At 69.8% G+C, this 24156-nt stretch carries 21 protein-coding genes; 13 read left to right on the forward strand and 8 right to left on the reverse strand.

The window, feature by feature from the left end:
* Window positions 1-254: 254 nt before the first annotated feature.
* The 3 genes from STH_RS03465 to STH_RS03475 all read left to right on the forward strand — a co-directional run bounded on the left by STH_RS03465 (window position 255) and on the right by STH_RS03475 (window position 6079).
* Window positions 255-2093 (forward strand): methyl-accepting chemotaxis protein, encoded by a 1839-nt coding sequence (locus STH_RS03465; protein WP_011194809.1) that lies wholly within the window; start codon window positions 255-257, stop codon window positions 2091-2093.
* A 660-nt stretch (window positions 2094-2753) separates the two neighbouring features.
* The gene (locus STH_RS03470) at window positions 2754-3521 is read left to right on the forward strand and encodes an ABC transporter ATP-binding protein (protein ID WP_011194810.1); all 768 of its coding nucleotides are present in this window, start codon (window positions 2754-2756) and stop codon (window positions 3519-3521) included.
* Window positions 3521-6079, forward strand: coding sequence for an ABC transporter permease (locus tag STH_RS03475; protein ID WP_011194811.1), 2559 nt, complete (start codon window positions 3521-3523; stop codon window positions 6077-6079). Before STH_RS03470 ends, STH_RS03475 begins: the two co-directional genes overlap by 1 nt.
* 98 nt (window positions 6080-6177) lie before the next feature.
* Here STH_RS03475 and STH_RS03480 read toward each other — a convergent pair whose 3' ends face one another.
* The 5 genes from STH_RS03480 to STH_RS03500 form a co-directional block, all read right to left on the reverse strand.
* Entirely contained in the window at window positions 6178-6651 is a 474-nt protein-coding gene (locus tag STH_RS03480; protein WP_011194812.1) for a hypothetical protein, read from the reverse strand.
* A 4-nt stretch (window positions 6652-6655) separates the two neighbouring features.
* Entirely contained in the window at window positions 6656-7681 is a 1026-nt protein-coding gene (locus STH_RS03485; RefSeq protein WP_043713244.1) for an ArsA family ATPase, read from the reverse strand.
* A gap of 1 nt (window position 7682) precedes the next feature.
* The gene (locus STH_RS03490; protein ID WP_011194814.1) at window positions 7683-8702 is read right to left on the reverse strand and encodes an ArsA family ATPase; all 1020 of its coding nucleotides are present in this window, start codon (window positions 8700-8702) and stop codon (window positions 7683-7685) included.
* 48 nt (window positions 8703-8750) lie between these two features.
* Window positions 8751-9026 (reverse strand): hypothetical protein, encoded by a 276-nt coding sequence (locus STH_RS03495; protein ID WP_011194815.1) that lies wholly within the window; start codon window positions 9024-9026, stop codon window positions 8751-8753.
* A 70-nt stretch (window positions 9027-9096) separates the two neighbouring features.
* Window positions 9097-10872, reverse strand: coding sequence for a carbon starvation CstA family protein (locus STH_RS03500; RefSeq protein ID WP_011194816.1), 1776 nt, complete (start codon window positions 10870-10872; stop codon window positions 9097-9099).
* A gap of 249 nt (window positions 10873-11121) precedes the next feature.
* On the opposite strand from STH_RS03500, the gene STH_RS03505 reads away from it, so the two are divergent.
* Both STH_RS03505 and STH_RS03510 read left to right on the forward strand, forming a co-directional pair.
* Window positions 11122-11460, forward strand: a complete 339-nt coding sequence (locus STH_RS03505; protein ID WP_011194817.1) for a hypothetical protein — start codon at window positions 11122-11124, stop codon at window positions 11458-11460.
* Window positions 11461-11481: 21 nt separating this feature from the next.
* A complete protein-coding gene (locus STH_RS03510; RefSeq protein WP_011194818.1) occupies window positions 11482-12036 on the forward strand; it encodes a hypothetical protein in 555 nt (184 codons plus the stop codon).
* An 83-nt stretch (window positions 12037-12119) separates the two neighbouring features.
* Here the strand turns inward: STH_RS03510 and STH_RS03515 are convergent, their stop codons facing one another.
* Window positions 12120-12656: an O-acetyl-ADP-ribose deacetylase gene (locus STH_RS03515; RefSeq protein WP_011194819.1), complete on the reverse strand. Its 537-nt coding sequence runs from the start codon at window positions 12654-12656 to the stop codon at window positions 12120-12122.
* Between the two features lie 213 nt (window positions 12657-12869).
* On the opposite strand from STH_RS03515, the gene STH_RS03520 reads away from it, so the two are divergent.
* Window positions 12870-13331: a carbohydrate ABC transporter permease gene (locus STH_RS03520; RefSeq protein ID WP_050742093.1), complete on the forward strand. Its 462-nt coding sequence runs from the start codon at window positions 12870-12872 to the stop codon at window positions 13329-13331.
* 33 nt (window positions 13332-13364) lie between these two features.
* Here the strand turns inward: STH_RS03520 and STH_RS16875 are convergent, their stop codons facing one another.
* Both STH_RS16875 and STH_RS03530 read right to left on the reverse strand, forming a co-directional pair.
* Window positions 13365-15230, reverse strand: coding sequence for an ABC transporter permease (locus tag STH_RS16875; protein ID WP_011194821.1), 1866 nt, complete (start codon window positions 15228-15230; stop codon window positions 13365-13367).
* Window positions 15214-15924 carry an ABC transporter ATP-binding protein gene (locus STH_RS03530; RefSeq protein WP_011194822.1) on the reverse strand — a complete coding sequence of 237 codons (711 nt, stop codon included), beginning with the start codon at window positions 15922-15924 and terminating at the stop codon, window positions 15214-15216. Before STH_RS03530 ends, STH_RS16875 begins: the two co-directional genes overlap by 17 nt.
* A gap of 111 nt (window positions 15925-16035) precedes the next feature.
* Between STH_RS03530 and STH_RS03535 the strand changes: the two genes are divergently transcribed.
* The 7 genes from STH_RS03535 to STH_RS03565 all read left to right on the forward strand — a co-directional run bounded on the left by STH_RS03535 (window position 16036) and on the right by STH_RS03565 (window position 24153).
* Complete coding sequence (locus STH_RS03535) at window positions 16036-16713, forward strand: response regulator transcription factor (RefSeq protein ID WP_011194823.1); 678 nt, start codon at window positions 16036-16038, stop codon at window positions 16711-16713.
* Entirely contained in the window at window positions 16710-18089 is a 1380-nt protein-coding gene (locus STH_RS19630; RefSeq protein WP_011194824.1) for a sensor histidine kinase, read from the forward strand. The genes STH_RS03535 and STH_RS19630 overlap by 4 nt, the downstream gene beginning before the upstream one ends.
* Window positions 18090-18161: 72 nt before the next feature.
* On the forward strand, window positions 18162-19247 hold the full coding sequence (gene murB / locus STH_RS03545) for a UDP-N-acetylmuramate dehydrogenase (protein WP_011194825.1): 1086 nt from the start codon (window positions 18162-18164) through the stop codon (window positions 19245-19247).
* 279 nt (window positions 19248-19526) lie between these two features.
* Window positions 19527-21371 (forward strand): methyl-accepting chemotaxis protein, encoded by a 1845-nt coding sequence (locus tag STH_RS16885; protein WP_011194826.1) that lies wholly within the window; start codon window positions 19527-19529, stop codon window positions 21369-21371.
* 145 nt (window positions 21372-21516) lie between these two features.
* Window positions 21517-22503 (forward strand): ATP-binding cassette domain-containing protein, encoded by a 987-nt coding sequence (locus tag STH_RS16890; RefSeq protein WP_011194827.1) that lies wholly within the window; start codon window positions 21517-21519, stop codon window positions 22501-22503.
* Between the two features lie 103 nt (window positions 22504-22606).
* The gene (locus STH_RS03560; RefSeq protein ID WP_011194828.1) at window positions 22607-23455 is read left to right on the forward strand and encodes an ABC transporter ATP-binding protein; all 849 of its coding nucleotides are present in this window, start codon (window positions 22607-22609) and stop codon (window positions 23453-23455) included.
* Window positions 23452-24153, forward strand: coding sequence for an ABC transporter permease (locus STH_RS03565; protein WP_043713246.1), 702 nt, complete (start codon window positions 23452-23454; stop codon window positions 24151-24153). Before STH_RS03560 ends, STH_RS03565 begins: the two co-directional genes overlap by 4 nt.
* Window positions 24154-24156 lie beyond the last annotated feature (3 nt).

Below are 24156 nucleotides of genomic sequence, written 5' to 3' on the forward strand. Positions count from 1 at the left end.
GCGTTGATTGGCGCGGATTTCCTGGTTACAATAATTCCACGACCGAGTCTTTTGTCTCATATGGTAGTCCATGACTAGTTCTCTTCACTACTAACCTCATGGATTAAGCCCGATGTCCGATGTGCAGATCGGGTCGGCTAGATTTCGCCCACTTGGCCGAGAGGTCGGCGGACCCTGTTGTGCTACCTTGGAAGTTCAGGATGGCACCCTGTATCCTAGCTGTCCATATCCCTGTCAGGCGAGGGGGACATTCGGTGAAGATCAGAGACATCAGTGTTCGTGTCAAGTTGCAATTGGGCTTCCTGGCAATCCTCGTCCTGTTGATGGGTGTCGTGGTCACCGGCCAGATCGGCATGACCAACATGCGGACCCGCTACGAGGACGTCAGCCGCGTCGAGCGGGTCCAGCTGCTGGGTCGAACCATGCAGGCCGAGTGGAGCGAGATGGTCCGGGCGGCGTCGATCTTCATGGCGACGCGCAACGCCAATTACGCGGACGACTTCAACCGGGCCGCCGACAGCCTGGAGGCGGCGCTCAGGGAGTCGTGGGAACTGATCCAGTTGGAGACCAGCCAGGCAACGCTCTCCACCATTGAGGCGAACTTCAAGCGTTACCGGTCGGAGGTGGCCGATTTCTTCAGAGGATCGGATGTGGACCGGCTCGCTATGGAAGCGCTGCGCGAGGAGACGTCGCAGTTGCTGGCGCAGTTCGTGGATACCGGCGAGTCCCAGGCGGAGCTGGCCGCGGAAGAGGCGTCCCGCTCGGCCGCGCGGGCCCGCACCATCATGTGGATCGTGGCCGCCGTCGCGTCCGCCGCCGGAGTGACCATCGCCGCCTTCCTCGGCCGGCAGATTGCCACCCCGGTGACGGCCATCGCCCACATGGCCTCCCGTATGGCGGAGGGCGACCTGACCGTCGAGCCCCTGGAGGTGCGCAACCGGGATGAGCTGGGGGAGCTGGCCCGGGCGTTCAACCAGATGCTGGCCAACATGCGCGACGTGCTGCGGCGGGTCCGCACCGGCAGCGAGGCCCTGACGGATTCCGCGAAGGAGCTCTCCGCGGCGGCCGAGAGTGCGGCCCAGGCCTCGGGGGGCGTGGCCCAGGCGATCGCCCAGGTCGCGGCCGGCGCAACCGAGCAGGCCGGCGCCACCCAAGAGGTGGATGCGACCATGGAGCAGCTGAAGGAGGCGATCCAGCAGATCGCCGCCGGCGCGACCCGTTCGGCCGGGGAGACGAAGAGGGCCTCGACGCTGCTGCACGAGATGGCAGAGCGGCTGGACGCCATGGTGGCCGACGCCGCGGCGACCGCCGACCGGGCCAGCGGGGCGGTGGAGCAGGCGGCCGTCGGGGCGGAGGTCCTTCAGCGGGCCCTCTACGAGATCCAGCAGATCGCCGAGGCGATGGGGGAGACCGCGGCGCGCATCCGGGAGCTGGAGCGTCACTCGGACCAGATCAGCGCGATCACCGAGGTCATCGCCACCATCGCGGATCAGACCAACCTGCTGGCCCTGAACGCGGCCATCGAGGCGGCCCGGGCCGGGGAGCACGGCCGCGGCTTCGCCGTGGTCGCAGACGAGGTGCGGAAGCTGGCGGAGCAGTCCGGGGCTTCATCCCGGGAGATTGCCGAGCTGGTGCGGCAGATCCAGATCTCCACCGCTGAGGCCGTCCGGGTGACCGAACAGGGCACCGACCGGGCCCGGTCCGGCAACCAGCTGGCGATGGAGGCGGGCCGGGCCCTGGAGGACATCATGGATATCCTCCATCGGGCAGCCGAATCGGTATCCACCATCGCCGATGCCGCCGAAAGGGTGAGGGGCGACTCCGCACAGGTGCTGCAGACCTTCACCGAGGTGGCGGCCCTGACGGAGGAGAACACCGCCGCGGCGGAGGAGATGGCGGCGGGGGCCAACGAGGTGACGGGATCGGTGGCCAGGATCACCGAGGTCGCGCAGGCCAACGCCGCCGCGGCCCAGGAGGTCTCGGCTTCGGTGGAGGAGCTGACGGCCGCGTCCGAGCAGGTGGCGGCCACGGCCCAGAGCCTCCTGACCACGGTCAGGGAACTGCAGTCGGATGTGGAGCGGTTCAGACTGTAACAGGGGAAGCAGAGCGGGGGCTGTCCTCAGAGCAGATCATTCTGCGGGGGACAGCCCCTTCGGTCTCCTTCGACCGGGTTTTCCGACGCCGTCGCCGGCGTGTGTGACGTCGCAACCGTCCGGACCGGGCCGTCCGGTGGGTCGGTGCCTGCGCCTCTGCGCACCGGTGCGCACAGGATCGCTTACCCCCTGGCGATCGCCGAGCTGATGCCTGCCCGTCCATGCAGGTGAGGCAACCCTTGGGCTCTGTGGCCCGAGAGGATACAACGCTGCACGGTCCATCTCTGGCACTGGGAAAGCCCACAGAGATTCCGTATGACGTATTTGAGAATTCGGCCATATATGATAGAATTCAGCAAGCGGGACCTGCAGCGCAAGAATGCCCTTGGCTGATGGAAGACCTTCTCACCACGGGCCGGCCGGGTGTTGGAGCGGATCGCTGTGCTTGGCTTCCGTCTGGTTGCTCACTGGAGTCTGCCGCTGGCTCCTGCCGCCGCTTGGGGTCTGAACGCATGACCACCCGATGCGACCAGATGGTGAGTACAGGCGTCTCTCCCTTGCCCGAGCGTACTGGTAGCAGGACGCAAGTTCTCTCGACCCGTGGCGCAGTCTCAGAGCTGACGGGGATATCTGGAAACTCAGAGACGGCGAGGTGTTCTGATGGTACCGGTGCTTGAAGCGCGGGCGCTTACGAAGGAGTACGCGCGCGGACGGTTGCCAGTGACCGTGCTCCGCGGCGTCGACGTGCAGGTGCACCCGTCCGAGTTCCTGGCGATCATGGGACCCAGCGGATCCGGCAAGTCCACGCTGCTGCACATCCTCGGCGCGCTGGATCAGCCCACTGGGGGCGAGATTCGCTTCGAGGGGCAACTGGTCCCCGAGTGGGGCCGGGAGCCCGGGGCGACCGAGTTCCGCCGGCGCCGCCTCGGTTTCGTGTTCCAGTCCTTCAACCTCGTGCGCAGCCTGACGGCGCGGGAGAACGTGGGGCTGCCGCTGATTCTGCAAGGCGCGCCCGCCAGCGTCGTGGAGCGTGAGACGGAGGTATGGCTGAAGCGGGTCGGCCTCTGGGACCGGCGTGACCACTATCCGTACGAGCTGTCCGGCGGGGAGCAGCAGCGGACTGCGGTGGCCAGGGCGCTGGTGCACAACCCTGCGCTGCTCCTGGCGGACGAGCCGACGGGCAACCTCGATTCCGCCAACGGGCTGCAGGTGCTCGACCTTCTCGAGCGGGTCTGCCGGGAGCAGGGCACGACCGTCCTCCTGGTGACCCACGATCCCGTCGCGGCTTCCCGGGCCGACCGGGTCGTGTACCTCCGGGACGGGCGCATCGTGGACGAATGGGAGCAGGGGCGCGACTGGACGCGATCCATGCGCGTGCAGCACACCCTGTCCAGGCTGCAGCACCTGGTGGAAGGTGAGGCCTCATGATGGTCCGGCCGTCTGGACTGGCCTGGCGCTCCCTGAGGCACAGCCCGCGCCGGGTTGCCCTGACGGTGGCCGGCGCCGCCCTGGGCGTTGGGCTGACCGTGGCGGTCCTCTGCCTGGCTTCCATGGCCCGGGCCGGGGTCGAGGCCAGGATCCAGGAGGAGTTTGGCGGCATCGACCTGGTGGTGGGGTCCATGGACGGCCGGACTTGGTTCGGCCCTGAGGACCTGGCGGAGATCGAGGCCATCGCCGGCGTGCGCGACGTCGGCGTCGCCTACTTCCCGTTCGCGGGTGACCCCTTCGAGACCGACCAGGCCATCCGCTACGTCGGTCTCTCCCCGCATCCCGGGACCCTGCAGCTCTTCAAGCTGCCCCGTCCGGTCGGGGATGACGAGGTCTTCGTCAGCGACCAGATGGCAGCGGACATGGGGATCTCCGCGGGCCAGACGGTGACCCTTCCCTTCCCCGATCAGCCCCGCACGTTCCGGGTGGGCGAAATCGTATCGCCGCCCCTGCGTGCCGGCACTCCCAAACTCGCCTACTTCTCCCTGCGGACCATGCAGGATGTCGCCGGACAGCCAGGCGCCATCACCGCCTTCTACATCCGGTTGATCGATCCCAGGCTCAAGCTTCAGACGGCAGATGACATTCAAGAGGCCCTCGAGCGCAGGCATCCTGGAGTTGCCCGTGACCTCACGGTGGACATGGCTTTCGAGGCGGACGAGGCGCGGCGGACCGCAGGCGGGCTCAGAAGCCTCGGCCTGCTGACGGGCAGCCTGACCCTGCTGGTCAGCGCGCTTCTGGTGGTGGGCGTGACCCAGTTCACCCTGCGGGAGCGGCTCCAGGAGATCGCCCTGTTGAGGGCGGTTGGCGCGACGCTGAAGCAAGCCCGCCGGGCGCTGCTGGTCGAGGTCCTCCTGCTCGGCGGACTCGGCGCCCTGACGGGGACGGCGGCCGGGATAGTGCTGGCTCCGGCTGTCGGCCGGATCCTTTCCCCCGCCCTGGGTGTTCCGCTCGTCACGGCCTTACCGTCCATCGGTGAGCTCCTGCCCGCCGTCCTGCTCGGCTGGGGGCTGCAGGTGGCTGCTGTCTGGATTCCGGTGCGGCGCGCGACGCGGGTGCCGCCTGTCCAGGCGGCCCGGCAGACCGAGGTGGACGAGGCGATGGCGCCTTTCCGGTGGTGGGTGCCCCTCGCCGCGCTGCTGGGCGCCCTGCTCTTCCAGGTCCTTGGCGCCGCGGTTCCCGGGGGAAGAAACGAGGAACTGCTGCTGTTCCTGGCGCTCCTCAGCGGCCTCTGTGGGGTGGCGGCCTGTTTCAGCCTGGTGTGGCCCGTTCTGCGGCTGGCGATGCTGGTTATGCGGCCGCTCCTGGCGGGACGGGGCCGTGTGTTGCTCCTTGCCCTGCGGAACGCCGAGAGCCTGCAGCGTCAGGGCCGGTGGACCACGGTGATCATCGGGAGCGCTCTGGCCGCCGCCGTCGTGGGGTTCACCCTGGTTCGCACGTATGAAGAGCAACAGACGCAGGCACTGCGGGCTCAGTTTCCCACACCCCTGGTGGTGGCCACGTACATCGATACGGTCGCCTGGGAGAAGGGGGAGAAGATCGTTGGACTGCCGGGTGTGGTACAGGCCGCGGCCGTGGGCTGGGACGTGGGGGCCGACTGGGCCAACGCGTCGGAGTATCCGGTTGACCCGGAGTTTTCCGAGTCCCAGACGGTGAGAGGGGGACTGCGGCTTTCGCTCGTGCCGGTGGACATGCACGGGCTGGCCGACCTGGGGCTGGTTCCCCCCGAGGCGCTGGGTGAGGGGCCGAGGGCGGTGATCACCCGCGCCATGGCCCGCCAGACCGGGCTTCAGGTGGGCGACGTGATCCGCCTTTCGGGACCGGCCGGTGAACGCTTCCCTCCGATCACGGTCGACCCGTTCGAACTGCGGGTGGCGGCCGTCATCCCGGAGCCAGTGGCCGGTCTGTGGGACACCGACATCCTGGTGGATCACGACCAGCTCCCTCTGCGGGAGGAAGCCGACAGACTTGATAAGGTGCTGATCAACTTCCCGTTGGAGCAGTATGAACTGGTTGAGGCTGAACTGACCGCGCTCAAAGCCGAAATCCCCGAGCTCACCTGGAGCACCGAGGAGCAGGCGCGCGCTGCGTTGCGCGAGCGGACTCGCCGACAGCGCGCGATCCTCAGCACCGGCGTGGGCGTGCTGGTGCTCATGGGCCTGCTGGCGACGGTGAACACGATGGCCGCCAGCCTGCACGGCCGCCGGCGGGAGCACGCGACGCTGCGGGCCGCGGGCATCGCGGTGCCGCTCCTGTTCCGCATGGTGCTGGCGGAGAACCTGCTGCTGACGGCGGGCGCCCTGATCAGCGGGTTCGCTGCCGGCCTGAGCTTCCTCTACCTGTCGGTGGTCGTCACGGCCGGCTGGACGATCTGGATCCCCATGCCGCTGGTCGGCGCGGTCGCAGGCGCTAGCCTGCTCACCGCGGTGCTGGTGGCGCTGTTCGCCGCCCGCACGGCTGCGCGCACACAGGTTCTGGACGCGCTGCGCCAGGAGTGAACGCCTCGCCTTGCGGCCCCGCGACCGGGGCAGAGGAGGGACGACCGAAGCGCCAAGGCCCCTGTGGCAGCGATCCGCCACAGGGGCCTCGTGCGTGCTCAGTGGCACCGGAGCCCTTCCAGCATGGTGTGGACGAGCCGCTGCAGGTCCTCGGGCCGGGCGGTCGGTCTGTTGCCCCTCATCGCCGGGCTCAGCTCCAGCCGCAGCCGGCGGCCGGTGAACGGGCAGTCGATTTCCACCTCGGCCGCCGGCACCTCCCGCCGGGGCAGCAGACCCCGCCGCACGGTGGTGAACCGGTGCCGAACGTCGTGGACGTCCGGGGCGGAAGGTGTTGCGGTGAGCCGCAGCTCCACCTCGGCCCGGGCGAATTCCGGCGCCTCCGGCGCCACGGCCACCAGCCGGTAGGTCGCCCGCCCCTCGCTCATCCAGCGCTGGTCCGCCCGCTCGCTCCAGCGGTCGATCTCGGGCTGGGAGGGGCCCTCCAGCACCCGCCAGCCGTCGGGCACGGCAAGGAGGAGGATGTTGGTGGTGCCCATCACCAGGTTGCGGGCGGCGAGAAGCTGCTCCCGCATGGCTCTAGGCGATGTAGAGGGCGGCGTCGGCCGGGGCGAACATGTCGCGCGCCACCTGCTTCAGGGCGTCGAGCCCGTGGACCTCCGACTTGTAGAGCGGGATGTACGAGCGGACCAGCGGACCCAGGTCCTGCTCGATGACCTGCATGTAGCCCATCTGCTCCCGGAACTTGTTCTGCAGGTACTCGTCGCCGGCCGCCCGGCGGGCCTCGTCGGCCCGGATGCAGGAGTTGACCAGCACGCCGCCCACCGGGATGTCGTACGCCCGCACCTGCTCGATGAACCGCTTGACCACCGAGATGGGGAGCGTCAGCGGCAGCGTGACGAAGAAGAAGGCCGTCACCTCCGGGTCCACCAGCAGCTTCTTCACGCGGGTGAACCGGTCGTTCATGTCCAGCAGGTCCGCCAGCATCGGGTCCTTGCGGACCTCTTCCTCGACCTTCTCCTTCCGGAAGGAGAGCTGCACCCGCAGCGACAGGGCCTCCTTGCGGCTCTGGATCATCCGGCTGAGCCAGAGGCCGTAGATCTTCGACAGACCGATGAGCCGGATGGCGTTGGCCACCGCGGCGGTGTCGAAGACGATGCGGTCGAAGTCCCGGGCCTCGTTCAGCATGACGTCGATCATCTTGTCGAACATCGCCGACTCCTCGAAGGCGGGGTTGGTGACGGCGATGTCGACGAAGGGGCCGGCGTCCACGGGGATGTCCGCGTACTTCAGGAACTCCCGCACGCGCTTGGCGATGTTCTCCCGGTACCGGGCCACCACGTCGGAGGCGTCCACCTCCACCGCCCACAGGTTGGGCACCCCTTCCACCTGGCGGAACTGGCCGCCGGAGAGGTTCTGCCCGAAGACCGAGGTGAGCGAGTGGACGGGGTTGAGGGAGGCCACCAGCGTCTTCTTGCCTTCCAGGGCGAACTGGTAGGCCAGCACCGCGGCCGTCACGGTCTTGCCGACGCCGCCCTTGCCGCCGGTGAAGATGTACCGCAGGTTCGGCCGGCTGTCCAGGAACTCCCGCAGCGTCTGTGCCATCTCACGCCACACCTCCCCGCACGGCGGGCAACTCCACCTGGCAGTTGATCAGGTACTCCGACGCGGTCTTGATCATCTCGATGCCCTTGGGCTCCCGGGTGAACATGGGGACCACCGCCTGCACCTTGTCGCCGAACTTCTGGGCGATGGTGCGCAGGTGCTCCTGCTGCATCGCCACCCGGTTGCGCAGGTAGTCGGAGGTGCCGTCCTGCTGCAGCAGCTCGGCGGGATAGACCTGGTTGACCACCAGGCCGGACATCTCGATCCCCAGGTTCTCGAACATCGTCAGGGCCCGCTCGGTGTCGAGGATCGCCATCTGCTCCGGGATCAGCACCATGAAGAAGGCCGTCCGGCGCCTGGCCGTCAGGAGGTCGGTGAAGGACTTGATCTTGTTGCGGATGTCGATCAGCTCCTTCATGACCTCGTCTTCGCGGGCGGCCTCGCCCTTCAGCGTCGCGGCCACCGCGTCGTACTCGGCCACCTTCGCCCGGGCGTCGGTGATCTTCTCCACCCACTTGGAGAGGATGTCGGCCATGGCCACCATCCGTACCCCGTGGCCGAACGGCGGCATGTCGAAGATGTAGATGTCGTACTCCTTCCTGGCCACCAGCTCCGCCATGGCGTCGTAGGTGGCGCTTTCGTACATGGCCGGCTCGGCCGACGTGGAGTCGATGTACTCCTCGATCTCCCGGGGCACCGCGTCCAGCCCGTACATGTCCATGATCTTCTGCTTCACCTGCTGCTGGTACTCCGCTACCCGGCGGTCGGCGTCGATCTCCACCACGAACAGGTTGGGCAGGATCTCCACCTCGCCCTGACCGTAGATGTTCCGCTCGAAGATGTCGGAGAGCGACGCCTGCGGGTCCGTGGAGAAGAGCAAGGTCCGCTTCTTCTTCACCTGGGACATGTAGTAGGCCAGCCCGGAGGAGCTGGTGGTCTTGCCCAGCCCGCCCTTGCCGGCGAAGATGACGATCTCGGCGTCCGGGTTCTGCTCAAAGTAGGCACCCAAGCCCTTCGGCACGTCTCTTGCCCCCTCACTTTCCGTACCGCCCCTCGGGGGCGGCGACGTCTAGTAGATGGCGTCCGTGAAGTCGCGCTCCCGGAAGACCCGCTGCTTCCACGACTCGATGTTGGGCACCGCGTACGGCAGGATCCGCAGCGAGTAGTAGGGCGGCAGCACCGGGATGCCCAGCATGTCGCCCAGTGTGATGAACATGAACAGGTGCTCCATGTGCATGCGGGTGCGCAGGGCCGCGGTCACGTTGCCGTGGCTCGCCATGCCGTAAAGCACACCCTTCAGGGCGGTGAGAAACCCGCCCTTCTTCTGCTCCTTCTTGTCAGCCAAGCCCGTTTCACCTCCGGTGATGGGGGCCGCCCGGGCGGCTCCGCGGACGCCCGGGCAGCCCGGTCAGGTTCTAATCCCCGCTGGTGGCGACCCGCGGGCTGGAGCCCAGCCCCCGCCGGGCCTCGGCGTAGGCCGAGTAGGTCTTGTAGGCCATCACCAGGCCCAGGACGAAGAGCGCGACCCCCACCAGGACGAAGATGCCGTCCATGGCCCGGCTGAACCCCGGGTACTGGTTGAACGGGTACTGCACCAGCGTGGGGGTTGTGCCCAGGAAGGCCGGGAGGTAGACCTTCACCACCTGCCAGCCGATGGCGGTGATGGTGGTGACCATCATGAAGGTCGCCGGGATCAGGGTGTAGACCGTGGGCGCCTGCACGCGGGCGAGATGGATGGTGATGAGCATCAGCGCCAGGCCCGCGAGGAGCTGGTTGGAGCCGCCGAAGTAGAGCCACAGGTTGTTCCAGGAGCCGGTGGCCGCAAAGGCCAGCGGGATCAGCAGGCCGATGAAGGTGGCGACGTGCTTCTGGCCCAGGATGGCCAGTCGGCCCTGGAAGACCTCGGTGGAGACCAGCCGCCAGAAGCGGGTGACCAGGGCCTGTACCGTCAGGGCGTAGAGGATGAGGCACACGCCGAAGTACGCCCGCAAGAAGCCCACCGCGGCCTCGCCTCCCAGGAACGGGGCGGTGAACTTGATGGCGCCGGCCACCCAGGAGCCCACGTTGCCGGTGAGCTGCTCCCGCGGGATGATCATGTAGGCGGCCAGGGAGGCCAGGGCCAGCAGCCCCTCGGAGAGCATGGCGCCGGCGCCGACCGGGTGGGCGTCGGTCTCGATGTCCAGCTGCTTGGCGGTGGAAGAGCTGGAAACCAGGCTGTGCCAGCCCGAGATGGAGCCGCAGGCGATGGCCACGAACATCAGTGGCCACATCGGGTTATTGCCGGTGGGGTTGAAGCCGATCCAGGCCGGCTGCTCCAGCCGGACGCCGGTGAAGTTGGAGACGAGGGCGCCGATGAGGATCAGGATCACCGCCAGGAAGGTGGGGAAGAAGGAGACGTAGTTGACCGGCTGGATGAACGTGGGCAGCGGCAGGACCGACGCGAGGTACAGGACGACGCAGGCGACGATGCACCAGATCAGCAGGGACCACGGGCCGGCGATGCCGCCCGCCTCCACGCCCTGGGCGGGGTTCGGCGGCCAGGCGCCCTGGGGCGTCTGCAGGAACGGGAAGGAGGCGGCGGCCCAGATGACCAGGGCCATGAGGACGATGGACAGCGCCGTGGCCGTCACCACGTTGGCCCGCATCTTGTAGAGCATCTGTCCGGCCAGCACGCCGACCAGCAGGATGCCGACGGTGGCCGCAAAGGTGGACGGGAACGTGTGCCAGAACAGGGCGATGAAGTAGATGAAGGTCGCGGAGATGATCAGGAGATAGAACAGGATGAAGCCCAGGAGGGTGTTTCGGCCGGTGTTGCCGGTGAACTCGTAGGTGATGGGTCCGAAAGAGCGTCCCTGGTTGCGGATGGAGAGCATGATGGCGCCGTAGTCCTGGAGCCAGCCGATGAAGAAGTTGCCCAGGATGATCCACGCCAGCGCCGGGGCCCAGCCGTATTGGATGGCGATGTACGGACCCAGGATGGGACCGAGCGCGGCGACGCTCTTGAACTGGTAACCCCACAGGACGTACTTGCTGACCGGGAAGTACTCCACCCCGTCCGTATACATGTGGGCCGGCGTCGTCCGCTTGGGATCCGGTTTCCACACGTTCCGGTCGAACCACTTGCCGTACCCGAAGTACGCGATGCCATAGGCAACCAGCGCAAGCAGAACGAACAGGGCCGGTGAGCTCATCCTTCCATCAACCTCCTCTCACTGGATTGGGCGCCTGTCGCGTTGGGGCAAGCCGTTCTTTCCCGGTGACCCTGCACCCCCCCTTTCCGCTACGGCTCCCGAGAACCGGGACGGTTGCGCAAATGGTCAGTCGTGTCCAATATATTGTCCGCATTCGCAGCAATTCCTGCCGAATTGGCAATATTTCAATGAAAGTGTGTTGCGCGGCAGGGATCCGCCCCCTCGTTTCCGAACTGGAAGGGGGAGGTGATGGAGGTGGGGGGACAGCACGGCGGTCACGGGCACGGGCACCAGCCGTGGGTGAAGCACGCACCGCTGCACGCCCGGCCCCGCACCTTGCGGGAGAAGGTCCGGCAGTTCTTCTGGGGCTTGCTCTTCTTCGAGTGGTATCACGAGCTCCGGCACGAACGGGCCAAGTACAGCGACGTGCTGAACCTGGTCCTCTTCGGCGAGCTCCTGGGGATCCCGCTGATGAACTCCAGCATCGGGCTGCGCCTCCTGCCTTTCGTCCTGCCGGAGCTGGACGGATGGAAGCACCGGCAGCTGGAGGAGCGGGAGGTCATCGAGGAGGTCCCGCACGTGCACTGATGGTTTCCCGGAGGCGATCCCATGCGGCATGAGCAGATCATCGTCGCCGCCGTGGCCGGGGTCTTCTTTGTCTGGTACTTCGCGGGCGCGTGGCTCAACCGGCGGCGGGGCGCGCAGATCCTGGGCGCGGTCAGGCAGGCGGTCGGCGCCGTGGGGCGGGGGGCCACGGTCCGCTGGCACGGCCGTTCGGCCTTTGAGGTGGCGGTGGCGGAGCCGTTGGCGCCGCTTGCCGCGTTCCGGCTCCTGTGCCTGCTGGAGCCGCGCGACTTCCCCCTGGCCCTGGCCTGGAACCGGCTGCGGGGGCGACGGGACCAGGTGGTGATCCACGCCGAGTTCGCCCGACCGCCGCGGGAGGGGCGGCCGCTGGCCCTCGCGGAATGCGACATCCCCGGGCTGACCGGGGCGGCCCTGAGCGGGTCGCCGCCGCACCTTCGCCTGACCCTGCAGGTGGCCGTGGGCGGGGAAGATGCGATCGCCCGGGCCTTCGCCCTGGCGCGGCAGCTGGCGGAGCAGCCCCCCCGGGGGCAGCCGCCGGGCGGAGTGCGGGCGGCCTCGGCCGGGGGTGCGGCCACATAGAGAGCGGGGAGGGCAGATGCCCTCCCCGCTGTGCGCGCAGACCAGGATCAACACTGTCTCCGCCGAAAAAGCGGCCGGACCGCCTAGGAAGCGCCCAGGATCTCCCCGGCCACCTGCTCGTAGACCCGGGTGTCGCCGGGGCTGTAGCAGCAGAAGGTGACCCTGAGCGGCGAGTCGTTCTCCAGCAGGTACGCCTTCACCGTCGCCTGGGCCACCCGGGCCGCCTGCTCGATGGGGTACCCGTAGGCGCCGGTGGAGATGGAGGGGAAGGCGATGGTGCGGTAGCCGGCGGCTTCCGCCAGCTCCAGGGCGCGTCGGTAGCAGGAGGCCAGGGTCTCCGCCTCGCCGTGGTTCCCGCCCCGCCAGATGGGCCCGACCGCGTGCGCGACGGCCTTCGCCGGCAGCCGGTATCCCTTGGTCATCTTCACCTCGCCGGGCCGGGCGCCGCCCAGGGTGCGGCACTCCTCCAGGAGTTGCGGGCCCGCCGCCCGGTGGATCGCGCCGTCCACCCCGCCGCCGCCCAGCAGGCTCGGGTTGGCGGCGTTGACGATCACGTCCACGTGCAGCGTCGTGATGTCGGCCGTGACGATCTCGATCCGTCCGTCCAGCCAGGTGCTCATTCCGTATCCCTCCAACCGGGGTTCTGTTTGAAGGTTCAGGGAGAGCGCATGCGAATCCTGCCGCTCCCCCTGCCGCGGGGTCCGGGACGGAGGGGTACGGCCCGGTCCCCTTTCGGTTAACGGACGGTTAAAAATACAGAACAGTCTATTAAGAAAGAGTAGTCGAGCGCGGGTTGTAGAATGAGTACTTGCCAATCCAAAGCGGCTCTGGCGATGCCCAACTACATCACCATGCGCCGACTGAACCTGATCGACACCCATCTGGCGATGATGCTGCCGTACGTGGCCTCCGCGTTCGGCACGTTCCTGCTCCGCCAGACGTTCCGGCCGGTACCCCGTGAGCTGGAGGAGGCGGCGGCGATGGACGGCTGCGGGCCGCTGCGCACGCTGTGGCACGTGTTCATCCCGCTCGCCCGGCCCACGCTGGTGGCCTACGGGCTGGTCTCGGTGAGCTACCACTGGAACAACTTCTTCTGGCCGATGGTCGTCACCAACACGCCGGACACCCGGCCGCTGACCGTGGGCCTGGCCCTGTTCGCCAAGGCCGTGGAGGGCGGCTCGGACTGGGCCCTGGTGACGGCCGGCACGGTGATCGTCATCCTGCCGCTGCTGGCGCTGTTCCTCATCTTCCAGCGGCAGTTCATCAGCAGCTTCATGCACAGCGGGTTCAAGTGAGCGACGGGCGCCACGCCGAGGCGGCGTGGCGCCTTAGTCTGCCACCGCCCGCAGCAGGGCCTCCAGGCTGACGCCCTGCATCGCCTCCTGCCGCCACCCCGGGCTCAGACGGTCCAGCGCGAGGGCCTGGGCGGCACCGAGGGCGTAGACCCGGGAGCGGGGCGTCCCGCCCTCGCCGATGGGCTCGGCGAGTTCATCGAGCAGGGCGTCCAGGCCGTTCGCCTCCGCGTGGGCCTGCACGTAGCGGGCCAGTCCCTCCAGCCACTCGTAAAGCCGCTCCACCTCCAGCAGCGGATCCGCCTCCGGACCCAGCCGGCTCCGCCAGTACGCTGCCCGGGCGTCCCGCACCGCCAGGAACGCCCGCACGGCCGCGCGGACGCCGGCCTCGCCGGTCGCCTGCGCCGCCGCGCGCAGATGCTCCGCCTCCCGCGCCTGCAGCCGGTTGTTCTCCGCGTCCAAGTAGAGCTCATACCAGAGCCTCTCCTGCGCATGGCCCTCGTCCCAGCCGGCGGTCCACTCCTCGACCACGGGCATCTGGTAGGCGTGGAACAGCTCGTGCACCACCGCCCCCACGTACTCGTCCTCCGTGAGCCCGTCCCCGATCCGGGCGCCCACAAGCCCTTTCAGGAGCCCGGCCTCGCCGCCCGCCAGGAGCTCCTCGCCGGCCTCCAGGCCGCCCAGCGCCTGGTCCAGCAGCCGCCGGCCAGCCACCACGGCGACGGGCTGCTCGCCGACCTTCCAGACGCCATTGGCCACGACGGGGATCTCCGGGCGCTGCAGCCGGACCACCTTCAGCGCTCCGGCTGCCACGGGCGTGCCGGGCGGAGCTTCGGCCCCGGCAGGGAAGTTGACCAGGTAGTTCACCCGCCCTTTGGTGAGCAGGATTGGGGTCGACTCGGGCTCCCAGCCGTCGAAGAGCCCGGCCACGTCCCGGGCCCGCCGCAGGGCCGCCTCCAGCAGGGCGGCGTCCTCTTCCGTCCAGGCCAGCGGGTCCGGCGCCCCCGCCAGGGCTGCCGCCAGCAGAATCCCTGCGCCCAGCCAGGCCAGGGCGATGCGGCGGGACGCTTCCCGCCACCCGAAGGCGGCCGCCGTCAGCCCTCCGGCGGCCCAGAGGTGGAGCAGCCCGCCCAGCAGCGGCCGGGGGTCCACCGCACCGCCGGGGGCGAAGAGCCGCAGGACCGACGCCGCGACTGCGCCCGTCGGGGGCAGCAGCGCCAGCCCGGCGCGGGCGAGAGGGGTCCACCAGCCGTCCGCGAGCGACACCAGGGCGGAGAGCTCGGGGCCGAAGGCGCCGAGCCCGTAGGCGAGCAGCCCCAGAAAGCCGGCGGCGGGCGCGGGCAGCCACACCGAGCAGAGCGTGGTCACCGCCGCGACCGCGGCGGCGTTGAGCAGGAGCCCGGTCAGGGCGAGGAGCAGTGCGGGGACCAGGTCCGACCCACCCCGCACCACCAGGGCCGGGAAGAGCGGCACCGCCAGGACCAGGAGAAAGAGCCACCCGCTGAGAACATTGCCAAGGAGGAACCCCGCGCCGATCTGCCAACGGGGAAGGGGCCGGACCAGGAGCAGCTCGGCGGTGCCCCGCTCGAACTCCCGGGGCAGGGTGTTCATGCTGAGCACCACGGTCACGACGGCCCCAACGAAGCCGGCCATGGCGAAGCCGACCCGCATCGCCCCGGCGGGGTCAGCCAGCAGGTCGTTGCCCGCGGCATCCCGCACCGAACTGCGGCTGCTGATCAGCACCACGCACATGAGGAGGAGGCCGACGGCGGTGAGGGCATAGAGCCCCCGGCTGCGCAGGGTCTCCCGCACGACGTTGAGCGCCACGGTCAGCACCGGCGCCCCGCCTGCCGCACCGGGCGCCGGCTGCGTGCCCCGTGCCTCGTCAGGCGTGAACGACATCGGCCTCACCTCCTCCCATCAGCTCCAGGAACCGGGCCTCCAGGTCGCCGGCGGGCGGCTCCACGGCCGCGAGCCGGCCCGCCTTCATGATCGCCACCCGGTCGGCGACCTGGGCCGCGTCGCTGACGATGTGGGTGTTAAGCACGATGGTCTTCCCCGCCTCCTTCAGGCGGCGGATCAGGCGCCGCATGGCCACCCGGCCGGCAGGGTCCAGGCCGGAGGTCGGCTCGTCCAGGAAGAGCACCTCCGGATCGCCCACCAGCGCCTGGGCCACGGCCAGCCGCTGGAGCATGCCCTTGCTGAAGCCGCCCACCCGCTCCCGGGCGGCCCCGGCAAGGCCCACCAGGTCCAGGATGCCATCCAGGTCGGCCTGGTCCGGGCGCAGGCCGCTGAGCTTGCGGAAAAAGTCCAGGGTCTCCCGGGCGGTGAGGAAGGGGTGGAAGCGCGGGGTCTCGGGGGAGTAGCCGACCCGGGCGTGTACCCAGGGGTGGCCGGCCGGCAGGCCGAGGACCAGCGCCCGGCCGGCGGTGGGGCGCAGGAGCCCCAGCAGCAGCCGGACGGTGGTGCTCTTGCCGGCGCCGTTGTGGCCCAGCAGGCCCAGGCACTCGCCCCGGCGGACGGAGAGGTCGATGCCCCGCACCGCCTCCACCCGGCCGAACCGGCGCACAAGCCCCTCAGCACGGATCACTTCCATCGCGATGTTCACCTCCGCAGACCAGTCTGCCGGACCAAGGTCACAGGCCGGTTCGGCGCAGGTCAACGGGAGATAAACGGTGGCTAAAACCAAGGGGGTGCCTGCCCGCCCATGCAGCCGCAGCACATCCTGGTGGCCGATGACGAACCGGAGTTGATCGAGATCCTCACCGATTACCTGGAGGCCGAAGGCTACGCCGTCACCGGGGTGGAGACCGGGGAGGAGGCCGTGGCCCGGGTGCGGGACGGCGCGTTTGACTGCGTTGTGCTCGACGTGATGCTGCCGGGCATGAGCGGCTTCGAGGCCTGCCGCGCCATTCGTGCGTTCAGCGACGTGCCGATCCTCTTCCTCAGCGCCCGCGGGGAGGACGCCGACAAGATCCGCGGCCTCGGACTGGGCGGCGACGACTACGTGGCCAAGCCCTTCAGCCCGCCTGAGGTGGTGGCGAGGGTCAAGGCCCTCCTGCGCCGCTACCGGCCTTCCGCCGAACAGTGGCGGTTCGGGCCGCTCACCATCGACCCGAAGGGCTACCGCGTCTGGCGGGACGGCCGGGAGGTCGCGATGACGGCGAAGGAACTGGAGCTCCTGATCTTCCTCGCCCGCCACCCGGGCCAGGTCTTCAGCCGGGAGCAGCTCTACGACCGGGTGTGGGGCGATTTCGGCGACCCCCGCACGGTCACGGTGCACATCAACCGGATCCGGGAGAAGATCGAGGCCGACCCCTCCCGGCCGCAGTTCATCCAGACCGTGCGCGGTCTTGGGTACCGGTTCACGGGGGTGCCGCGATGACCCGCCGCTGGAGCCTGCGGACCCTGGCCCTGACCGCCGTGCTGGCGGCCCTGCTCCTGCCCCTGCTGGCCCTGGGCGGCGGGCTCGTGGGCACGGTGGCCCTCAACGCCGGGATGGTCAGCCTGGCCGAGGACGAGGTGGCCGCGGCGGAGCGGGCGGTCGCCCGGCTGGTGACGGAACGGTGGGACGAGCTGGGCGGACCGGCGTTCGCCGCGGAACTCGGAGAGCTGCAGTCTCGATGGTCTTTCGCCCTGGAGGTGCGCGGCCTGGATGACCGGGTGCGCTACGCCAGCCCGTCGGTGGCGGACGGCAGACTGGTGAGCAGCGGCTTTCGCCTCGAGCCCACCCAGCGGGTCCGGCTTCTGCAGCGGAACGGCGAACCGCTGGGCCTCCTGGTGCTCTGGGTCTGGCCGCAGGCGGCGCTCTCCGGTGTGGGCGCCGCGGCCAGGGTGGGCTTCGGGCTCGCGCTGGCCTCGCTGCTCGCCCTGCTCGTGGGGGTGCTGGTCTGGACCGGCCGGGCGGTGCTGCGCCCGCTGCGCGCGCTGGAGGCCGCCACCCGGGCGGTGGCCGAGGGCGACCTGGATTTTGCCTTGCCCCGCTCGCGGGTCCAGGAACTGGACGCCCTGGGACAGGCCTTCACCGCGATGCGGGACCGGCTGCAGGCGGCCCTGGAGCGGCAGGCGGCGCTGCAGGAGGAGCGCCGGCAGCTGATCGCCGCGATCGGCCATGACCTGCGGACGCCGCTCTCCTCGGTGCGCGCCTTCGCCGAGGGGCTGCGGGACGGCCTCGCCCGGGAGCCGGCGAAGGCGGCGCACTACGCCGACGTGATCCTCCGGAAGACCGCGGAGGTCGAGCGGCTGGTGGAGGACCTGTTTCAGTTCTCCCGGCTGGAGCTGCCGGAGACCCGGGCGGCGCTGCGGGAGGTGGACCTGGCCGCGTTCCTGAAGGCCACCCTGGGCGCCTTCGGCGCGCAGGCCGAGCAGAAGGGGGTGGTCCTGGCCGCCGAGGGGCCTGACCTGACGGCCGGGCTTGACCCGGCGCTGCTGGGCCGCGCCCTCGACAACCTGATCGCCAACGCCCTGCGCCACACGCCCCCCGGGGGGCAGATCCGCCTCACCTGGGGCCGCCACGGCGGGGAGGTGTGCATCGCCGTGGCCGACACCGGGGAGGGCATCCCGCCGGAGGAGCTGCCGCACCTCTTCACGCCCATGCACCGCCCTGACCGCTCCCGTTCCCGGCGCAGCGGCGGGGCCGGTCTGGGACTGGCCATCGCCGCCCGCATCGCGGCGCTCCACGGCGGGCGGATCACCTGCGAGAGCCGGGTGGGGGAGGGTACCACGTTTACGCTCATCCTGCCCGCGGCGCCGCTGCCCTGACGCACGCCGCGGGAGCGGCGCAGGCGCCGGCGCGGGGCAGGATCCGGCCGAGCCGACATGGAACCGTAGCGGTTGGACGTACACGGCGCAGCATACGCTACGCACGGGAAGGGGGTAACCGGCATCGCAGCGCTGGACATTCAACAGGGAGTCTCTCTGCGCGACTACTCGACGATGCGCCTGGGCGGCTGGGCGGCCTATCTCGCCCACGTCCGGAGCCCTGCGGAGGTGGAGGAGGGCATCGCCTGGGCCGAGGCCCGCCACCTGCCGGTGATCATGGTCGGCGGCGGCAGCAACATCATCTGGCGGGACGAGGGGTTCGCCGGCCTGGTGCTGGTCAACCGCATCCCCGGATTTGAACTGGCGGACCAGGGCGGGCACTTGCTCCTGACCGTGGGCGCAGGCGAGAACTGGGACTCGGTGGTGGCGCGGGCGGTCGCCGCGGGCGCGTCGGGCATCGAACGGCTGAGCCTGATTCCCGGCACCGCGGGGGCCACCCCGGTCCAGAACGTAGGCGCCTACGGACAGGAGATCGCGGACGTGCTGGTGTCGGTGGACGCGTACGACCGGCAGGAAAGGCGCTTCGTGCGCATTCCGGCGGCGGAGTGTGCCTTCGGGTACCGGCGTTCCCGCTTCAACCAGGCCGACCGCGGCCGGTTCTTCATCACCGCGCTGACGCTGCGGCTGCTGCGGGAGCCCCCGAGAGCCCCCTTCTATCCGGCCCTGGGCCGGTACCTGGAGGAGCGGGGCCTCACCCACCCCACGGTGCAGCAGGTGCGGGACGCGGTCATCGCCATCCGCCGCGCCAAGTTGCCCGATCCGGCCCACGTCGCCAACTGCGGCTCCTTCTTCCGCAACCCGATCATCCCGGCCCCGCAGGCTGCGGAGCTCCTCCGTCGCTACCCCGACATGCCGCACTGGCCCGTGCCCGGCGGCGGGGTGAAGCTGGCGGCCGGCTGGCTGATCGACCGGGCGGGCTTCCGGGGCGTGGCCGACCCGGAGACCGGGATGGGCACGTGGCCGGCGCAGGCGCTGGTGGTCGTCAACCACCGGGCGTCCAGCACCGCAGACCTGCTGCGCTTCAAGCAGAAGGTCCAGGACGAGGTGCGGAGGCGCTTCGGGGTGACCCTGGAGCAGGAGCCGGAGCTTCTCCCCTGAACCCTGCCGGCGCACACCCCAAGCGGCGCGCCCCGGGCCCAAAGCGGCGCGGGGCGCGCCGCTTGCCGTTGTGCCTTTCGGGTAGCGACCCGAGAACGTTCTGGGGGCGCTTTGGACCAGGGGATGTACGACGGTGCTCCTAATCCCATAGACTAAATATTTCAGTTCTTTCCATTCGGAATCTGGAGTACTTGAACTATTGTATTTGGCTAGCATAACATAGTTTCCAGCGCGTCCAATCTTGGCATGATGGTTCCTGTGGAAAGGAGAGGAATCAGGGTGCGCTGGGGTCTTCGCACAACACTGACCGTTGGCGCCATCGCGATCGTCGCGGTTCTGGTCTCCACCATTTTCATGGTGGTGCGTGCCCTCAACATCCAGCGGGAACAGTACGACGACCTGGCGAACGACCTTCGCATGGCCCAGATCAAGGCCACCCAGCTGCAGTCCCACGCCCAGGGCCAGGCCCGCAGCCTCTGGGCCTACGCCGCAACGGGCAGCGTCGACTACCTGGACCAGTTCGAGACCTATCGGCAGTACGCCGATGAGGCGTCCAACTGGCTGGCCGCCACCGTGGAGAGCGAGCAGGGCGTGAAGCTGCTGACGGCCCTGCGCGACGCGGAAACCGCCGTGTCGAAGGCCGTCGAGTCGCTGAACCGGCTGAACCTGACGGATCTCAGGGCCCAGCTCCCCGCGTTGATGCCGCTCATGGACGACTACATCGACGCGGCCAACGCCATTGCCGAGTACGTGGACGGCGCCGCCGGATACCAGGAGATCGCCACCATCGAGGCGACGAACCGGCAGCGGCTGGTCGTCATCGGCCTCATCGTCGGGTACGGCGTCGTCTCGGCGATCATCGCCCTGGTCGTGATCCGGGGCGTCGTGGGCGTCTTAGAGCAGGTGCGGGCGGCCGTGGTCCAGGTCGCCGACGGCGACCTCTCGGACGTGGAACTGCGGTATGACGGCAACGACCCGGTGGGCCAGATGTGCCGCTCGCTCAGGGAGATGATCCCGGCCTTGCGGGGGCTGGTCGCCGGCGTCGGCGACACCTCCCGCGCCGTCACCGAGTCCGCGGCCGAACTGCACGCGACCACGGAGGAGATGTCCCGTTCGGCCACCATGGTGGCGGAGGCCATCTCCCAGATTGCCCGGGGCACCGGCGAGCAGGCGGCCGCCGCGGACAACATCCAGTCCCGCATGCGGCAGCTCCGGGAGGCGATCGACCAGATCGCCGGCGGCGCCGAGGAGCAGGCAAAGCAGGCGCAGCGGGCCGTGGAGGACCTGGCGGGGATGCTGGAGCAGCTCTCGCAGGCGTCCGCACACGTGCGGAACGTGAACCGTCTGGCCGCCGACGCCCTGGCCACCGCCCAGGAGGGCCAGTCCACCGTGCTGCGCTCGGCCGCGGGCATGGCCGAGATCCAGGCCAGCGTGGCCGCCACGGCTGAGCAGGTGGCGGGGCTGGGCGAGCTGTCGCAGCAGATCGGCGCCATCACGGAGGCGATCACCGCCATCGCGGATCAGACCAACCTGCTCGCCCTCAACGCGGCGATCGAGGCCGCCCGGGCCGGCGAGCACGGGCGCGGCTTCTCGGTGGTCGCGGACGAGGTGCGGAAGCTGGCGGAGCGGGCCGCCTCCTCGGCCAACGAGATCGCGGCGCTTATCAGCCGGATCCAGGCGAGCACCACCGAGGCCGTCGAGAGCATGAACCGGGTCAACGCGCAGGTCGAGGCCGGCGTTGAGATGGCCCGTTCCGCCGAACAGGGGTTGGGCCGCATCGTCACCATGGTCAGGGACACCCAGGAGCACGCGGCCGAGGTCGTGCGGGTGACCGAGAAGCTGGTGGAGGACAGCAGGGGGATCCAGTCGGCCGTGTCCGAGATGGCGGCGGTCGCCGAGGAGAACTCCGCCGCCACGGAGGAGATGGCCGCCAGTTCGGATTCCGTCCTGGAGGCCGTGGCCGTCATTGCCTCCTCGGCGCAGGAGACGGCCGCCGCGGCCCAGGAGGTGTCCGCCTCCACCGAGGAGCTGACCGCCGGCGCCGAGACCATCGCGCAGTCCACCCAGCGGCTGGCGGGCATGTCCCGGGAGCTACTCTCCCGGGTCGGACGGTTCCGGTACTAGAACGAAGCGGTTGCGGGCGACCGCCGGAAGGCGGTCGCCTTCTGCTTTGGCCGCGGCCCTGCCGGCGGCCGCCCCCGGGCGGACGGGAGGGAAGGACATCGGAACGGCCGGCTGGAATCGAATACGAGAAAGTGGGTGGATTTGGGTGATCCGCGTAGATGGACTGACCATTGCCGGAAAGCTGACCGACATCCGCCTCACCGTACAGCCGGGCGAACTGGTGGCCGTGGTGGGGAGCAGGGGCAGCGGCAAGAGCACCCTGGTGCGGGCCCTGGTGGGCCTCGTTCCCCCGGACGGCGGGACGGTGACGGTGGGCGGCCATCCCGCCGGGTCGGACGCCGGCCGCGCCCTGGTGGGCGCGGCCAGCGAGGCCTGGGGACTGATGGAGCGGCTGACGGTATGGGAGAACCTGAACACCTTCGCCCGGCTCCGAGGCGCGCCCCGGGACCGGGCCGCGGCGCTGCTGAACCGGCTTGACCTGGGCGGCCGGCGCGACGTGCGGGTCGACCGGCTCACCCCGGGGGAGGCGGCACGGCTGCGCCTCGCCTGCGCCCTGGTTCACGACCCGTCCGTGCTGTTCCTCGACGAGCCCGCCGGGGACATCGACAGCGAGAGCGCAAGCCTCATCGCCTTCACCGTCGCCCAGGAGGCGGAGGCGGGGAAGACCGTCCTGGTGATGACCTTCGGCGACCCCCGGATCCTGGGGGTGGCCTCACGGATCTGCTACCTGGAGGGCGGCCGCCTGGTGGAGCCGGAGGCCGCAGCCGCCGGGGAACCGGCGCCGCCGTCCGCCGTCCGCAGGCCCGTCCCCCATGTGGCGGCCCGCAAAGGCGACCGGGTCCTGCTCTTCCGCCCGGAGGAGATCCGCTTCGCCTACGCCCGGGACAAGGCGGTCTACATCGAGACCCCGGAGGGAACCTGCGGGGTCAGCTTCACCCTGGCGGAACTGGAGGAGCGGCTGGCCGACAGCGGGTTCTTCCGCAGCCACAAAGCGTACCTGGTCAACCTCGCGTACGTCAGGGAGATCGCCGCGTGGACCCGGGACTCCTACTCCCTCATCCTGAAGGACGGCGAGGAGGTGCCGCTCAGCAAGCACCGCGCCCACGAGCTGCGGGTGCGTCTCAACGGATAGCGGAGGGCTTGCCGCCAGTTGTCGCCCGTTATCCGCCAGTTGTCCGGAAGCGGCGGAGTCGCCCGCCCCGCCCGTGCGATGATGGGGGCGGAGGTGGTGAGCCGTGATCAGCCTGACCCAGGTGACCATGCGCTACGGCGGGACGGTCGCCCTCGACGGCGTGGACCTGCAGGTCGCCGCCGGCGAGACCCTGGGACTGCTGGGGCCCAACGGGGCCGGGAAGACCACGGCGCTGCGGCTGCTGGCCGGGATGGCCCCGCCGTTCCGCGGGCGGGTGTCGGTGATGGGCGTCGACCCGTGGTCGGAGCCTGACCGGGTGCGGACCCGGATGGGGGTACTGCCGGAAGGCACGGGCCTGTTCGATCGGCTGACCGTGGGAGAGAACCTGGCGCTCTTCGCCGGCCTCTACGGGCTCGGCCGGGAGAGCGTCCAGCGGGCCCTGGACGCGACGGGGGCGGCCCACCTGACCGGCCGGCGCGTCGGCAGCCTGTCAAAGGGGGAGCGGCAGCGGGTGGCCCTCGCCCGGGCCGTGCTCCACGATCCGGAGTTGCTCATCCTGGACGAGCCGACGTCGGGGCTCGATCCCGCCGCGGCCGCGTCGCTGCACCAGATCATCCGGGACATGCAGGCGCGGGGCCGCACCGTGGTCCTGGCCAGCCACGACATGGCGGAGGTGGAGGCCCTGTGCGACCGGGTGGCCATCCTGGACCGGGGCCGCCTGGTGGCCTGCGACGCCCCCGCCGCCCTGAAGGCGCGGCACGGGCGACGGTGGGTGAGGGTCACCGTCGCCGGAAGCGAGGGGCCGGAGACCCTGCGCTGGCCGCTGGAGGAGGCGGCCTGGGTCGAGGTCGCGGCGCGGCATCAGGCGCTGGGGACGCTGCTGGCCGTGCACACGGAGGAGGCAACGCTGTCCGAGGTCTTCCTGAAGACGACGGGGAGGGAACTGGCATGAGGATGGTGGCCCTGGCACAGGCCCAGCTGCAGGACGTGATCCGGAACCCGCTGCTGGTGCTGTTTGCGGCCCTCCTGCCCGCGATGGGGATCATGATGAGGCTGGTCATGCCCGAAAGCGCCCGGCCCCTGCTGGTGGTCATGCTCTCGGTGATGGCCCCCTACTTCGTCGGGTGGAACGTGGCGGGCATCACGCTGGCGGAGGAGAAGGAGAAGCGGCGGCTGGAGGCGCTGTTCCTCACGCCCGTGCGCCCCTGGCAGGTGGTGATGGTCAAGGGAGCGCTGGCGCTGGCCGGCACCCTGGTCATGGGGGCGGTGATGCTGGCCGTCGGGGGAAAGGTGCCCGTGCGGCCCGGGATCTGGTTTCTCGCCTACCTGCTGCTGACGCTCTTCGCCGTCGGCGCCGGGACGCTCCTGGGGCTTCTCTTCAAGGACATGCGGTCCATGTCCATCGGCGGGACGCCGGTTCAGATCCTGCTGCTCTTCGCCACCACGCTTCCCTGGGCCCTGGCAGGCCCCGTGCTGTGGGAGGTCCAGGCCTGGCTGCCCACGCGGCCGGTGGTCGACCTGATGCAGGCGGGGTTCTTCGGCGAGGAGGTGCCGGTCCTCCGGCACGCACTGGTGATGCTGGGCTACGTCGCCGCAGTCTGGCTGGCCAACGTGAGCCTGGTGCGCCGGCTCTCCTTCCTGGTGCGGTGACGA

It is taken from the genome of Symbiobacterium thermophilum IAM 14863 (genome assembly GCF_000009905.1).
GTDB classification, from domain to species: Bacteria; Bacillota; Sulfobacillia; order Symbiobacteriales; family Symbiobacteriaceae; genus Symbiobacterium; species Symbiobacterium thermophilum.

What these genes read in the sequence shown, in the direction of transcription:
- STH_RS03470 (WP_011194810.1), top strand. Translation starts at nt 2,754, where the DNA reads ATGGTACCGGTGCTTGAAGCGCGGGCGCTTACGAAGGAGTACGCGCGC.
- STH_RS03475 (WP_011194811.1), top strand. Translation starts at nt 3,521, where the DNA reads ATGGTCCGGCCGTCTGGACTGGCCTGGCGCTCCCTGAGGCACAGCCCG.
- STH_RS03480 (WP_011194812.1), bottom strand. Translation starts at nt 6,651, where the DNA reads ATGCGGGAGCAGCTTCTCGCCGCCCGCAACCTGGTGATGGGCACCACC.
- STH_RS03485 (WP_043713244.1), bottom strand. Translation starts at nt 7,681, where the DNA reads ATGGCACAGACGCTGCGGGAGTTCCTGGACAGCCGGCCGAACCTGCGG.
- STH_RS03500 (WP_011194816.1), bottom strand. Translation starts at nt 10,872, where the DNA reads ATGAGCTCACCGGCCCTGTTCGTTCTGCTTGCGCTGGTTGCCTATGGC.
- STH_RS03505 (WP_011194817.1), top strand. Translation starts at nt 11,122, where the DNA reads ATGGAGGTGGGGGGACAGCACGGCGGTCACGGGCACGGGCACCAGCCG.
- STH_RS03510 (WP_011194818.1), top strand. Translation starts at nt 11,482, where the DNA reads ATGCGGCATGAGCAGATCATCGTCGCCGCCGTGGCCGGGGTCTTCTTT.
- STH_RS03515 (WP_011194819.1), bottom strand. Translation starts at nt 12,656, where the DNA reads ATGAGCACCTGGCTGGACGGACGGATCGAGATCGTCACGGCCGACATC.
- STH_RS03520 (WP_050742093.1), top strand. Translation starts at nt 12,870, where the DNA reads ATGCCCAACTACATCACCATGCGCCGACTGAACCTGATCGACACCCAT.
- STH_RS16875 (WP_011194821.1), bottom strand. Translation starts at nt 15,230, where the DNA reads ATGTCGTTCACGCCTGACGAGGCACGGGGCACGCAGCCGGCGCCCGGT.
- STH_RS03530 (WP_011194822.1), bottom strand. Translation starts at nt 15,924, where the DNA reads ATGGAAGTGATCCGTGCTGAGGGGCTTGTGCGCCGGTTCGGCCGGGTG.
- STH_RS03535 (WP_011194823.1), top strand. Translation starts at nt 16,036, where the DNA reads ATGCAGCCGCAGCACATCCTGGTGGCCGATGACGAACCGGAGTTGATC.
- STH_RS19630 (WP_011194824.1), top strand. Translation starts at nt 16,710, where the DNA reads ATGACCCGCCGCTGGAGCCTGCGGACCCTGGCCCTGACCGCCGTGCTG.
- STH_RS03565 (WP_043713246.1), top strand. Translation starts at nt 23,452, where the DNA reads ATGAGGATGGTGGCCCTGGCACAGGCCCAGCTGCAGGACGTGATCCGG.